The sequence below is a fragment of the Pantoea sp. C8B4 genome (genome assembly GCF_051336905.1).
GTDB lineage: Bacteria > Pseudomonadota > Gammaproteobacteria > Enterobacterales > Enterobacteriaceae > Pantoea > Pantoea rwandensis_B.
This window is the reverse complement of sequence record NZ_JBGMNK010000006.1, coordinates 24,356-37,881: the sequence shown is the minus strand read 5'-3', so window position 1 is coordinate 37,881 and position 13,526 is coordinate 24,356. Positions and strand designations below refer to the sequence as shown.

Sequence of the window (13,526 nt, the reverse complement as noted above, 5' to 3'; positions counted from 1 at the left end):
CGGCCAGACAGGTTTTACCGATTTCGTAGCGGCGCGATTTATCGCGTTCATCTGAAGCGACAATGCTGCTAACAGATGCGTAACAAATTGCGCCGCGACAAAACTGGCATGGTTTAACTTTTCTGCGTAGGCTGTTGTCACTTCTCACTTTCTGATTTCCACCCTATGGCGCGTCTTTCTTTGCGACAGCAGTGGACCATTCTGCTGATTGCTTCGTTAGTACTGGGGATCATTCTCCAGCTGTTTCACCTTCCTGCTGCACTGCTTTTAGGTCCGATGATCGTCGGAACCGTCATGGGCCTTTCTGGCGCGACCGTCCGCATCGACAAACGTTTGTTTGTGCTCGCACAAGCGGTGTTGGGGTGCATGATCGGGCAAACGCTGTCACCGGCTATTCTCTCACCGCTGTTAGCGGATTGGCCGGTGGTGCTGGCGGTATTGGTGCTTACGCTGGCGGCCAGCGGTTTGTCGGGCTTTCTACTGGTGCGCTTTAGCAACCTTCCAGGGCCAACCGGTGCGTGGGGATCGTCGCCTGGCGGCGCTTCTGCGATGGTGGCGATGGCCGGTGATTTCGGTGCGGACGTGCGCTTAGTGGCGTTTATGCAGTATCTGCGCGTGCTGTTTGTGGCGACTGCAGCCGCGGTGGTGGCGCGCATTGGGCTGGGCACTAACGGTGGTGCCGTGGAGCTGGTATGGTTCCCTGCCTTACAAAGCAGCTTCATCCTGACATTGGTGGTGATGTTCGCGGGCGCCTGGCTGGGACAAAAACTGCGTATCCCTTCGGGTGCGCTGCTGCTGCCCGCGCTGATTGGTGCGACGCTGCACGGCACCGATGTTGCCACTTTGCAGGTGCCGGAGTGGTTGCTGGCGCTGGCCTATGCGTTGATTGGCTGGAGCGTGGGCTTGCGCTTTACACGCCCGATCTTCCTGCTGGCGCTGCGCACCTTGCCGCAAATGCTGTTGTCGATTTTCGGCTTGATGCTGCTGTGTGGTGGATTGGCGTGGATGCTGACGCAGGTGTTGCACGTCGATCTGATGACGGCGTATCTGGCAACCAGCCCGGGTGGGCTGGATACCGTGGCGATTATTGCGGCGGGCAGCCGGGTCGATATCGCGTTTGTGATGGCATTGCAGACATTACGCCTGTTCACCATCTTGCTGACCGGCCCGGCTATCGCACGCTTTATCTCACGTTACGCGCACGCGGGTGCGAGCTGAGAATGCGACTGCATCAACGATAAACACGGCGAGCGCCAGCCAGATAAAGCCGAAGGTGACCATCTTGTCTGGCGTCAGACTTTCGCCGTAGAACACCACCGCGAGCAGGAACATCAGCGTGGGGCCGAGATACTGGAAGAAACCCACGGTCGACAAACGCAGGCGTGCACAGGCGGCGGCAAACAGCATCAGTGGAATCGTGGTGATGATGCCTGCGGCGATCAACTTCAGGTTGAGGCTAAGAGGATTGGCGCTGAGGTGGCTGGTGGCGCTGTCAGCAAAGCCAAACAAGTAGATGGCCGCCAGCGGAAACAGCCACGCGGTCTCGATCAGCATGCCGCTCTGCGCATCCACCTGAATTTTCTTTCTCAACAAACCATAGACGGCAAAACTCAGCGCCAGGCCAAGGCCAATAATCGGCAGCGAGCCAAATTGCCATAGCTGCACCAGCACGCCGAGTGTTGCCAGTAAAACCGCCAGCCACTGCAGGCGGCGGAAGCGCTCGCGCAGGAACAGCATACCAAACACCACGTTGATCAGCGGGTTGATAAAGTAGCCGAGGCTGGCTTCCAGCATATGCTGATTATTCACTGCCCAGATAAACAGCAGCCAGTTGCCGCCAATGGTGACGGCAGTGACGGCCAGCAACAGCACTTTCTTTGGCTGAGCGAGCACCGTGCGCACCTGCTGCCAGCTGCGGCTCAGGGTAATCAGTACCAGCATAAACAGTGCCGACCAAATCACGCGATGCGTCATGATTTCTGTCGGTGGAACTTCCTTCACCAGCTTGAAGTAGGCTGGCGCAATGCCCCAGATAAAGTAAGCGCCGAGCGCATAACCTATGCCCTGACGCGTTTGTTGCGTATCCATCATGCTTTCCAAAAAAGGTCATTAGCCAATCAAATAGGTTGCGGTTGCTGTGGCGATATAATCGCCCTGCTGGTTGTGCAGTTCCACTCGCGCCACCGCCACTTTATTACCGGCGCGCAGCAGGCTGCTGGTGGCGACAAAGCGATCGCCGCGTCCAGGGCGTAAATAGTCAACGCGCATATCGATAGTGCCCATGCGCGACAGACGCTGACGCAGTTCCTCTTCGCTGATGCTCTCCTGACGCGACAGCGCATGACTGACGCACACCAGACCGGCGGCGACATCCAGCACTGAGGCAATCACGCCGCCGTGCAAAATCTGCTGCGCCGCATTACCGACCAGCATGGTTTTGTTGGCAAAGCCCAACTCGGCGTAATCCGCTTCGAGTCGATCCAGCTCTAAACCCAGCGCCTGATTGAAGGGCATGTGATAAACAAAGATTTCGCCAATCAGGCGGCGAGCTTCCTGCTGTGACAGCAACGGGGATGACATGTTTTCTGCCTTAAGATGTTAAAGAGTTGTGTATATTATGCCGCGTTCGCGCGGCTTTCCAGTTTCAGAAATCGGCACTGATCAACCTGTCTCTTTGCGTGTAGAATGGCGTGCTTTTTGAACATGGGCCTAATAATGACAACACGCAGTTCCCTGGAGAATGTTATGCGTAAACTATACGCGTTGCTGACCGCAGCTTTGATGATACCTGCGCTGGCACAGGCTGATGAAGCCACTATAAAAGAGGTGCATGACGCCCCGGCAGTGAAGGGCAGTATTATTGCGAACCTGTTGGAAAAACACGATAACCCGTTCGTGCTTTATCCTTACGAAAACAACTATTTGCTTTACACCTACACCAGTGACATGAACAAAGAGGCGATCTCTTCGTACAACTGGGCTGACAAAGCAAAAAACGATGAAGTAAAATTCCAGCTCAGCCTGGCGTTCCCACTGTGGCGTGGCATTCTGGGTGATAATTCGGTGTTGGCCGCGTCCTATACGCAGCGCTCGTGGTGGCAGCTCTCCAACCGTGGTGCGTCATCGCCGTTCCGTGAAACCAACTATGAGCCGCAGATTTTCCTAGGCTGGGCAACGGATTACACTTTTGCCGGCTGGACTCTGCGCGACATCGAAACCGGTCTTAACCACGAGTCTAACGGACGTAGCGATCCGACATCACGCAGCTGGAACCGCGTCTATGCGCGCCTGATGGCGCAGAACGGTAACTTCCTTGCGGAAATCAAACCGTGGTATCGCATTCCAGAAAATGAAAATAACGATGATAACCCCGACATTACCAAGTACATGGGCTACTATCGCGCCAAGCTCGGTTATGAAATGGGTGAAAGTATCTTTAGCGTGGAAGGCAACTACAACTGGAACAGCGGCTATGGCGGCGCGACTTTCGCCTGGAGCTATCCTATCTCTGAGCATGTGCGCTTTTACACCCAGCTGTTCAGCGGGTATGGTGAATCGCTTATCGACTATAACCATCGTCAGACCCGTTTTGGCGTGGGTGTAACACTTAACGATCTGTTCTAACCAGTCAGAAAAACAGGATTACCGTGGCAACATCGGCAGTGCTTAATCAGGAAATGCTGGCGCAGCAGGTATTACAAGATACCTTCGGCTACCAGCAATTTCGCCCCGGTCAGCAAACCATCATCGAAACCGCGCTCGCAGGGCGTGATTGTCTGGTGGTGATGCCGACCGGCGGCGGCAAATCGCTGTGCTATCAAATCCCGGCGCTGGTGCGCGAGGGGCTGACGCTGGTGGTTTCACCGCTGATATCACTGATGAAGGATCAGGTCGATCAATTGCTGGCCAACGGCGTGGCAGCGGCGTGTCTCAACTCGACGCAGACGCGTGAGCAGCAGCAACAGGTCTTTGCGGATTGTCGCACCGGTAAGCTGAAGCTGCTGTATATCGCGCCTGAACGTCTGATGATGGATAACTTCCTCGACAGCCTGCACCAGTGGAATCCGGTGATGCTGGCGGTGGATGAGGCGCACTGTATCTCGCAATGGGGCCATGATTTCCGCCCGGAGTATGGCTCGATTGGTCAACTGCGTCAGCGTTTCCCGGATCTGCCGGTGATGGCGCTGACGGCAACTGCTGACGAAACCACGCGTAATGACATCGCTCATCTGTTGCAGATGGACGATCCGCTGATTCAAATCAGCAGCTTTGACCGCCCGAATATTCGCTACACGCTGGTGGAAAAATTTAAACCGACCGACCAGCTGTTGCGCTATGTACAGGAGCAGCGGGGTAAAAGCGGCATTATTTACTGTAACAGCCGTGCCAAAGTGGAAGACACGGCCGCGCGTCTGCAAAGCCGTGGGCTGAGTGTCGGCGCGTATCACGCCGGTATCGACAGCGCCCAGCGCGCGCACGTGCAGGAAGCCTTCCAGCGTGATGACCTGCAAATTGTGGTTGCCACCGTGGCATTTGGTATGGGCATCAACAAGCCTAATGTGCGCTTCGTGGTGCACTTTGATATTCCGCGCAATATCGAATCCTACTATCAGGAAACCGGTCGCGCCGGGCGTGATGGCCTGCCCGCCGAAGCGATGATGCTTTACGATCCGGCGGATATGGCGTGGTTACGTAAATGTCTGGAAGAGAAAGCGCCCGGCCCGTTACAGGATATTGAGCGTCACAAGCTCAATGCGATGGGCGCGTTTGCCGAAGCGCAAACCTGCCGTCGTTTAGTGCTGCTCAACTACTTTGGTGAAGGGCGTCAGCAGCAGTGCGGCAACTGCGATATCTGCCTTGATCCTCCACGTCGATATGATGGTTTAGTGGAAGCGCAGAAGGCGCTTTCCAGCATTTATCGTACCGGCCAGCGCTTTGGTATGGGCTATATTGTCGACGTGCTGCGCGGTTCCACCAACCATCGCATTCGCGATAACGGGCACGATAAATTGCCGGTTTACGGCATCGGCCGTGAGCAGAGTCAGGAGCATTGGGTCAGCGTGCTGCGTCAGCTGATCCATCTTGGTATGGTGACGCAAAATATTGCCATGCACTCCGCTTTACAGCTCACGGAAGCGGCGCGTCCGGTATTGCGTGCCGAAGTGCCATTGATGCTGGCGGTACCGCGCATCGTCACGGTGAAGAGCCGCAGCAGCTCGCCAAAAGTGCACAGTGGCAATTACGATCGCACCTTGTTTGGCAAGTTGCGCAAATTGCGTAAGGCGATTGCCGACGAATCTAACATTCCGCCATACGTGGTGTTTAACGATGCCACATTGATTGAGATGGCGGAGCAAATGCCGATTACCGCGTCAGAAATGTTGAGCGTGAACGGTGTCGGTCATCGCAAGCTGGAACGTTTTGGTAAACCGTTCCTGGTGATGATCAAAGAACATGTCGATGAAGAGTAAAGGAAAGAAACCATGTTGATGTTATTCGCCACTGTCGCGCTGGTGCATCTGGTTGCGCTAATGAGCCCTGGCCCGGACTTCTTCTTTGTGTCGCAAACGGCGGCCAGCCGCTCGCGCAAAGAGGCGATGATGGGCGTATTGGGTATTACGCTGGGGATCGTCATCTGGGCGGGCGTGGCGCTGATGGGCCTGCATCTGATCCTGCAGAAAATGGCCTGGCTGCATGAAATCATCATGGTGGGCGGTGGTTTGTACCTGCTGTGGATGGGCTGGCAGTTGCTGCGCTCAGCACGTCAGCAGCATAAAGCCCCACAGGTTAATGCGCCGGTGGTGGAACTGCCAAAGAAAGGTATGAGTTTCCTGAAAGGTTTTCTGACTAATCTGTCGAACCCGAAAGCGATTATCTACTTCGGCAGCGTGTTTTCACTGTTTGTCGGCAATGATGTGGGTGCGATGGAGCGCTGGGGCCTGTTCATGCTGATCGTGGGTGAAACCTTTGCCTGGTTTACGCTGGTGGCGGCGATCTTCGCGCTACCGTGGATGCGGGATAAGTATCAGCGTATGGCGAAGTGGGTTGATGGCATGGCGGGTGTGCTATTTGCCGGATTCGGCATTCACCTGATTATTTCTCGTTAAATCGATTTTCCTTGCCATTTCGGCACCGGGCAGAGCTCGCCCCTCACGTACCTCGTGTACGTTCCGGGGTTTGTGCGGCTTGCCGGCGCCGAACTGGCTGCACCACCGACGATTTACCCTCGGTGTGACTGATTGCAAAACCTCTTACGCGATTCTGCGCGCACTTGCCAGCAAGGCTCCGACGGCCATAAACAAGCCACCAAAGGTGCGGTTCATCAGCTTCATCTGTTTTGGCCCTTTAATCCAGCCCGCAATGCGTGTTGCCAGCGTGGCGTAACCAATCATCACAATAATATCAACCACGATGGTGGTGACACCGAGCACCAGATATTGCATGAGCTGCGGCTGGTGTGGCTGAATGAATTGCGGAAATAGTGCAGCGAGAAACACGATGCTTTTCGGGTTGGTAAGATTCACCAGGATAGCGCGTTTGAACAAACGACGACGCGGCATCGCTTTCGCCACGGCATCCAAATCAATACCGCCTGCGGAACGCCACTGCTGAATCCCAAGCCACACCAAATACGCGGCACCTGCCCACTTCAGTACTTCAAAGGCCATGATCGATTGTGAAAATAGCGCCCCCAAACCGGCGCCGACCAGCACGATGTGAATCGCCAGACCCAGCTGTAAGCCAGTGATGGAAGCCGCCGCGCCGCGGTAGCCATGGCTAATGCCGGTGCTCATGGTGTTGATTGCACCAGAACCGGGTGAAAGACTGAGGATAGTTGTGGTCAACAGGTAGGTTAACCACCATTCAATGGTCATGTGTGACATTCCCTGAAGTGAACGAAGTGTGACACAATACGCCAGAATATCGCGGTGCGCTATGGCGTACAGGCACGCGATGAGGCTTTTTTTCAGGGGGACGGATGCAGCATCACAAACAGAGTTGGCTCGGGCGTGAGAAAGGCTTTTCAGCCTTTGCTACGGGTCCGCTGCTCGACTTCTGGCGACGTCGTGAGGAGTGTGAATTTACCGGCGTCGGTAACCTGAAGATTCGCTATGTTCGTTTCACCTCACCGCAACATCGCCGTGTCATCCTGATTGTGCCCGGCCGCATCGAAAGCTATATCAAATACCCGGAACTGGCTTACGATCTGTTTCACTGCGGCTATGACGTGGTGATTATTGACCATCGCGGGCAGGGCCGATCCGATCGCTTGCTGGCGGATTCTCATCGCGGGCATGTGGTGGAATTCAACCATTACGTTGACGATCTGGAAACGCTGTATCTGAAAGAGATAGTCAGCAACCATTATCAGCAACGCTACGTGCTGGCCCATTCGATGGGCGGTGCAATTTTGGCACTGTTTTTAGCACGCCAGCCGCAGGCATTCCATGCGGCGGTATTCTCGGCACCGATGTTTGGCATTGTGTTGCCGTTGCCCGACTGGATGGCGCACCCGATTTTAGACTGGGCGGAAAAACTGCCGGCAATCCGCGAACGCTATGCGCTCGGCACCGGCCGCTGGCGAGCCAGCCCGTTTGGCATTAATCGCCTGACGCACAGTCGTGAACGTTATCGGCGCAACCTGCGTTTTTACGCCGACGATCCGGGGTTGCGTGTGGGAGGGCCGACCTATCATTGGGTGCGTGAAGGCGTCTATGCCGGACGCAGCATCATCAGTCAGGCGGCGAAAATTACCACACCGGCGCTGGTGTTACAGGCCAGCGAAGACGATGTGGTGGATAACCGCGCACAAGATATTTTTTGTACGGCGATGGCCGATGCGGGACATCCCTGCGAAGGAACCGTGCCGTATGTGATTCAAGGCGCGCGTCACGAGATTTTGTTCGAAACAGACGCCATGCGCGCTGAAGCGCTTAACCTGGTGGTCGATTTTTTCGAGCGCCACGTTTAACTCATTTTCCGACATCAATACCAGAGGTTTACATGTACCACATCGTCGCATCCGACCTGGATGGCACGCTGCTCTCACCGGAACACCGCCTGACACCTTTTGCTCGCACCACGCTGCAGGAACTGGTGGCGCAAGATGTCCACTTCGTTTTTGCCACCGGTCGTCACTATATCGACGTGGGCCAGATGCGCGATAACCTCGGCATTCCGGCGTACATGATCACCTCTAACGGTGCCCGTGTGCACAATGCAGCAGGTGAACTGGTGTTTAGCCATAACCTCGATGCCGATATCGCCAGCGAACTCTACGGTCTGCAGTATCACGATGAGCATATCCTGACACACGTGTATCGCGACGATGAGTGGTATATGAGCCGCCATCGCCCGGAGGAACAGGACTACTTCCGCGAGTCGGTGTTTAACTATCAGGTGTACCAGCCAGGCATGCTGGAAACCGACGGTATCAGCAAGGTGTTCTTTACCTGTGACGATCCTGAGCGTCTGGCACCACTGGAACTGGCGATTGAAGCGCGCTGGGGCGATCGCGTGAATGTCAGTTTCTCACTGCCGACCTGTCTGGAAGTGATGGCGGGTGGTGTATCGAAAGGGCATGCACTGGAAGCCGTAGCCAAACAACTCGGATACTCATTGAAAGAGTGTATCGCTTTTGGCGATGGCATGAATGACGTGGAAATGCTGAGCATGGCGGGTAAAGGCTGCATTATGCGCAATGCGCACCAGCGCCTGAAAGATACGCTGCCAACGTTAGAAGTGATTGGCAGCAATGCTGAAGATGCGGTGCCGCATACGCTGCGCAAGCTGTTCCTTGCTTAAAAAAATGGGCCGGAATCACCGGCCCATTCCCGTTATGCCATCTGCTTCTTGTGCTTATGTTCGCTGACCATGGTGAGCAGCAGTAAAATCACGGCTAACACCGATCCGGCAATCATCACCATGAAGCCACCATCCCAGCCGAAGTAATCCACGGTGTAACCGACAATCGCACTGGCTGCCACCGAGCCGCCAAGATAACCAAACAAACCGGTAAAGCCCGCGGCAGTACCAGCGGCTTTTTTCGGCGCCAGCTCCAGCGCGTGCAGACCAATCAGCATCACCGGGCCGTAAATCAGGAAACCAATGACGATCATGCACAGCATATCGATACCTGGATTGCCTGGCGGGTTAAGCCAGTACACCACCGTCGCGATGGTCACCAGCGTCATAAAGAACACGCCGGTCGCGCCACGATTGCCTCGGAACACCTTGTCCGACATCCAGCCGCACAGCAGGGTGCCGGGAATGCCTGCATATTCATAGAAGAAGTAAGCCCACGAAGATTTATCCAGCGTGAAGTGCTTCACCTCTTTCAGGTAAGTGGGTGACCAGTCGAGAATGCCGTAACGCAGCAGGTAGACAAACACGTTAGCCAGCGCGATATACCACAGCAGCTTATTGGGCAGGATGTACTGCATGAAAATCTGCTTTGCCGTCAGCTCCTCCTCATGATTCTCGCTGTAATCCGGCGGGTAGTCGTTTTTGTGAGCTTCAATCGGTGGCAGGCCACAAGACTGCGGCGTATCGCGCATCAGGGCAAAGGCAATAATGGCGATGAGGATGGCACCAAACGCCGGCATATAGAGTGCGGCTTTCCAGTCGTTAAACCACGCCATACCCAGCAGGAACAGCAGTGGGGGAATGCCGCCGCCCACGTTATGGGCGCAGTTCCACACCGAGACAATCCCGCCGCGCTCCTTCTGTGACCACCAGTGCACCATGGTGCGCCCGCATGGCGGCCAACCCATACCCTGGAACCAACCGCACAGGAACAGCAGCACAAACATCACCATGATGCTGGAAGTGGCCCACGGCACAAAGCCCATAAAGAGCATCACCGCAGCGGCCAGAATCAGTCCGGCAGGTAAAAAGACGCGCGGATTTGAACGGTCAGAGACGGAACCCATGATGAACTTGGAAAAACCGTAGGCGATGGAGATTCCGGACAGCGCAAAGCCAAGATCGCCACGTGAAAAGCCCTGCTCAACTAAATAGGGCATCGCCAGCGCAAAGTTTTTACGGACCAGGTAATAGGCGGCATAGCCAAAGAAAATGCCGATGAAGATTTGCCAGCGTAGCCGACGATAAAGCGGATCGACACGATCGTCAGCGACTTGCGGCTGATGCGGTGCCGGTTTGAAGATACTCAACATGAATGTGGCCCTCCAGGGCGCGATATTTTTATAAATTCCCAGCAGGTTGGGTCAAAAGCCCTCTGGCGTAACAACAAAACCAAAGTTCCATTTCGCGCAAAGGATAGTGATGGTTACGCCACGTTACTGTGATGTGTGACACAATTGTTACAGTTTGATGACATTAAAGAGCGATATAAACCAGAAAATGTTGGTAATCGCGCATGAAGCGTCGGGGTTTTTGGGGTTGGAAGGGGAATCCGTTGCTGCGTCGAATGACATTCACTGCATCCGCAATCCGCGAGCTGATTTCGGCAGTGGACCTCATCTCAATGAGAGAAGGGGATTCGGCGATTTGTTTGATTTTAATTTGACCACTCGTCAACCAGAAATTTCAGCCCGTCCACGACAGTTTGTTTACACTAGCGCCACTGTTCATTTTGGGATCAATACCGTGCTGTTACTGATCGTTACCACCATTTTGTGGGCTTTTTCCTTTAGTTTGATAGGGGAATACCTTGCGGGCCAGGTTGACTCCTGGTTCTCTGTGTTGATGCGCCTTGGGTTGGCTGCGCTCGTTTTTTTGCCCTTCCTGCGCTGGAAGGGCTATCGCGCCTCAACCATCCTGCTGTACATGCTGGTGGGAATGCTGCAACTCGGTGTCATGTATCTGCTGAGTTTTGAGGCTTATACCTACCTCAGCGTGACAGAATTCCTGTTGTTCACCGTGATGACGCCGCTCTACGTCACGCTGATTTACGATTTGCTCAGCAGACGTCGGCTGCGAATCGGCTATGCCTTCAGCGCGCTGCTGGCGGTAGCCGGCGCGGCCATCATTCGCTATGACAAAGTTAGCGATCATTTCTGGTTCGGTTTGCTGCTGGTGCAGGCGGCAAACATCTGCTTTGCCATCGGTATGGTCGGCTACAAGCGCCTGCAGGAAACCCGCCCAATGCCGCAACACACGGCCTTCTCGTGGTTCTATCTTGGCGCGGTGATCATCGCCATCATTGCGTGGAGCTTGTGGGGTAACCCGAACAAACTGCCGACCACCTCACTGCAGTGGGGCATTCTGGTGTGGCTGGGCGTGGCGGCATCAGGTCTAGGCTATTTTATGTGGAACTACGGTGCGACGCAGGTCGATGCGGGTACGCTGGGCATCATGAACAACATGCACGTACCGGCGGGCTTGCTGGTGAACCTGGCGATCTGGCAGGAAAAACCGCACTGGCCGAGCTTTATTGCCGGGGCGATTGTCATTTTCGCTTCGCTATACGTGCACAAGCGTTGGGTGGTGGGGCATGGGTCCAAAAGCGATGCCTAAATGGCCGAGCTGAATGGCTAACAAGCACGTTGCTTTGCTCTGTTATCAAAGCGACGCTAAAAGCTTAAGAGAAGGGATGGCGTGGCAGTGGAGCAAAGCGTCCGAGCCATAGATGACGAGGCCGATCCACAGGGAAGTAAGATTCCTTCGTGATCGGAGCGGCCTGCATCTGACCTGATATCAAAGCGACGCTCAAAGCTTAAGGGAAGGGATAGCGTGGCAGAGGAGCAAAGCGTCCGAGCCATGGATGGCGAGGCCGATCCACAGGGATGTGGGATTCCTTTGCGATCTGCCACGCTATCCCTGACTGAGCACAAACACACAGCAATCAGCCCATTCCTGAAAAGCCATCAGCCCTTTTTCGCAGGCGCCGCAGGACGATTCATCATCGTCAGTCCCTTCAAAAAGTTACGCAGAATCTGGTCACCGCATTCGCGGTAGTTCTTATGGTCCGGATTGCGGAAAATCGCACCGACTTCAGCCTGTGAAATCTTAAAGTTTGCCTTCTCCAGCACCACGGGAATATCCGTGGTCTTCAGCGCAAACGCGATGCGCAACTTCTTAATGAAAATATTGTTATTCATACGGCGTTCAACCGAAGGTGCGGGCGCATCTTCACTCTTACCGCGACGGAAGAAAATCAAACCGTTGAGGAAATAGCCCATCAGCACGTCTGGCAACTTACGGAACGCCGCATCCTCATCCTTTTTCATCCACGCCTGCACATCCTCCAGCGGCACTTCACTGCCCGCTAAGGCAAAAATCTCCACCACTTTGCTATCGCTCAAATCAAGCATATAGCGCACGCTGCGCAGAACATCGTTACTCGTCATGGTGAAACTCTCTTGGTCGCGGATTGAGGCGGCGCATTATAGAGCAGGCCGGGCAGGGATAACAGCATGGGCGACACAGGTCGCCCAAGAGATGATCAAGAAATTGACTGCAATGAACCCGGGCGAGCGGCATCGCGTACAAACGGCAGATGGTCACAGGCGTGCTGGCGGGCGAAGCGCACAAAGGCTTCTAACACCGGCTGACGCTGCTCACCATCGCGCACGGCGGCATATAAACGGCTCCACAAACCCTCACCCAATGTTTTGGTCACCACCAGACCCTGCTTTTCAAAACTCTCCACCACCCAATGCGGAAGGGCCGCAATACCCATCTGTGCTGACACCATCTGAATCAGCAACAACGTATTGTCCACACTCTTCAACGCCGGACTGATACCTGCAGGCTGCAGGAAATGACGCCAGATATCGAGACGCTGACGCTGCACCGGATAGATCATCAGCACCTCATCGGCTAGATCTTCCGGTGAGATATGTTCCAGCTTTGCCAGCGGATGGTCCGGGGCCAGCACCAGACGCACCTCAAAATCAAACATCGGCGTATAGAACAAACCGCTGCGCGGCAGGATATCGGAGGTCAACACCACATCCAGTTCGCCCTGCTGCAAGGCGGGTTGGGGATCAAAAGTCACGCCCGATTTAAAATCGACCACCACTTGCGGCCAGCTCTGGCGGAAATTATTGAGGGCCGGCGTCAGCCACTGAATGCAGCTGTGGCACTCAATGGCGATGCGCAGCGTGGTCTGATGCGGCTCGTGGCATGCCTGCAACGCCTGCTGAATCTGCGGCAAAATCTGCTCGGCCAACTGCAGCATGATTTCCCCCTGCGGCGTAAACCGCAACGGCTGGCTCTTGCGCACAAACAGGCGAAAGCCCAGCCGCTGTTCCAGATCGCTGAACTGATGAGATAACGCCGATTGTGTCTGATGAAGCTGAGCGGCGGCAGCGGCCAACGAGCCGGTATTCTGCAACGCCTGCAGCGTTCTCAGGTGTTTGAGTTCGATCATGAGAGTCCTTCACATCGAGATTGAACAAATTGCGCTTGAGGAACATACAGTACCCGCAGATTATGGCGGTGTAAACATCTGGACGGCTAAACATCTTAAGCAAGCGCCACCGCCACATGACTTTCGTCCAGTTCAGGCGTTCAGCGGACGGCAATTTCACTCGCTGGATGAACGTAAACGGGCTCGA

At 54.9% G+C, this 13,526-nt stretch carries 13 protein-coding genes; 7 read left to right on the top strand and 6 right to left on the bottom strand.

Translation table 11 applies throughout. The annotated features are described in order from the left end of the window. The first annotated feature begins 165 nt into the window (after positions 1–165). Positions 166–1,218, top strand: coding sequence for an AbrB family transcriptional regulator (locus ACCW76_RS09505; RefSeq protein ID WP_436338405.1), 1,053 nt, complete (start codon positions 166–168; stop codon positions 1,216–1,218). Here the strand turns inward: ACCW76_RS09505 and rarD are convergent. Continuing rightward, the gene (gene rarD / locus ACCW76_RS09500) at positions 1,189–2,088 is read right to left on the bottom strand and encodes an EamA family transporter RarD (protein WP_038643792.1); all 900 of its coding nucleotides are present in this window, start codon (positions 2,086–2,088) and stop codon (positions 1,189–1,191) included. The two genes, ACCW76_RS09505 and rarD, sit on opposite strands and share 30 nt — an antisense overlap. Before the next feature lie 21 nt (positions 2,089–2,109). Further along, positions 2,110–2,580, bottom strand: a complete 471-nt coding sequence (locus ACCW76_RS09495) for a thioesterase family protein (protein WP_045815824.1) — start codon at positions 2,578–2,580, stop codon at positions 2,110–2,112. A gap of 165 nt (positions 2,581–2,745) precedes the next feature. Between ACCW76_RS09495 and pldA the strand changes: the two genes are divergently transcribed. From pldA to rhtC, 3 genes are read left to right on the top strand one after another with little or no spacing between them, the layout of a single operon-like run. After that, positions 2,746–3,624 carry a phospholipase A gene (gene pldA / locus ACCW76_RS09490; RefSeq protein ID WP_034827877.1) on the top strand — a complete coding sequence of 293 codons (879 nt, stop codon included), beginning with the start codon at positions 2,746–2,748 and terminating at the stop codon, positions 3,622–3,624. 23 nt (positions 3,625–3,647) lie between these two features. Further along, positions 3,648–5,471 (top strand): ATP-dependent DNA helicase RecQ, encoded by a 1,824-nt coding sequence (gene recQ, locus ACCW76_RS09485; RefSeq protein ID WP_038643789.1) that lies wholly within the window; start codon positions 3,648–3,650, stop codon positions 5,469–5,471. Positions 5,472–5,483: 12 nt separating this feature from the next. Then, positions 5,484–6,107, top strand: a complete 624-nt coding sequence (rhtC, locus tag ACCW76_RS09480; RefSeq protein WP_038643788.1) for a threonine export protein RhtC — start codon at positions 5,484–5,486, stop codon at positions 6,105–6,107. A 144-nt stretch (positions 6,108–6,251) separates the two neighbouring features. On the opposite strand, the gene rhtB is transcribed toward rhtC, so the two are convergent. Next, positions 6,252–6,875, bottom strand: a complete 624-nt coding sequence (gene rhtB / locus ACCW76_RS09475) for a homoserine/homoserine lactone efflux protein (protein ID WP_034827889.1) — start codon at positions 6,873–6,875, stop codon at positions 6,252–6,254. A 104-nt stretch (positions 6,876–6,979) separates the two neighbouring features. On the opposite strand from rhtB, the gene pldB reads away from it, so the two are divergent. Continuing rightward, positions 6,980–7,972, top strand: coding sequence for a lysophospholipase L2 (gene pldB / locus ACCW76_RS09470; RefSeq protein ID WP_436338404.1), 993 nt, complete (start codon positions 6,980–6,982; stop codon positions 7,970–7,972). Positions 7,973–8,004: 32 nt separating this feature from the next. Then, positions 8,005–8,805 carry a sugar/pyridoxal phosphate phosphatase YigL gene (gene yigL / locus ACCW76_RS09465; RefSeq protein WP_038643786.1) on the top strand — a complete coding sequence of 267 codons (801 nt, stop codon included), beginning with the start codon at positions 8,005–8,007 and terminating at the stop codon, positions 8,803–8,805. A 32-nt stretch (positions 8,806–8,837) separates the two neighbouring features. Here the strand turns inward: yigL and glpT are convergent, their stop codons facing one another. Then, positions 8,838–10,178 carry a glycerol-3-phosphate transporter gene (glpT, locus tag ACCW76_RS09460; protein ID WP_436338403.1) on the bottom strand — a complete coding sequence of 447 codons (1,341 nt, stop codon included), beginning with the start codon at positions 10,176–10,178 and terminating at the stop codon, positions 8,838–8,840. Between the two features lie 433 nt (positions 10,179–10,611). Between glpT and ACCW76_RS09455 the strand changes: the two genes are divergently transcribed. After that, complete coding sequence (locus ACCW76_RS09455) at positions 10,612–11,481, top strand: carboxylate/amino acid/amine transporter (protein ID WP_097118548.1); 870 nt, start codon at positions 10,612–10,614, stop codon at positions 11,479–11,481. Positions 11,482–11,831: 350 nt separating this feature from the next. On the opposite strand, the gene ACCW76_RS09450 is transcribed toward ACCW76_RS09455, so the two are convergent. After that, positions 11,832–12,314, bottom strand: coding sequence for a DUF1456 family protein (locus tag ACCW76_RS09450; protein WP_436338402.1), 483 nt, complete (start codon positions 12,312–12,314; stop codon positions 11,832–11,834). A 95-nt stretch (positions 12,315–12,409) separates the two neighbouring features. Beyond that, positions 12,410–13,339 carry an HTH-type transcriptional regulator MetR gene (gene metR, locus ACCW76_RS09445; protein ID WP_034827906.1) on the bottom strand — a complete coding sequence of 310 codons (930 nt, stop codon included), beginning with the start codon at positions 13,337–13,339 and terminating at the stop codon, positions 12,410–12,412. Between the last annotated feature and the right edge of the window lie 187 nt (positions 13,340–13,526).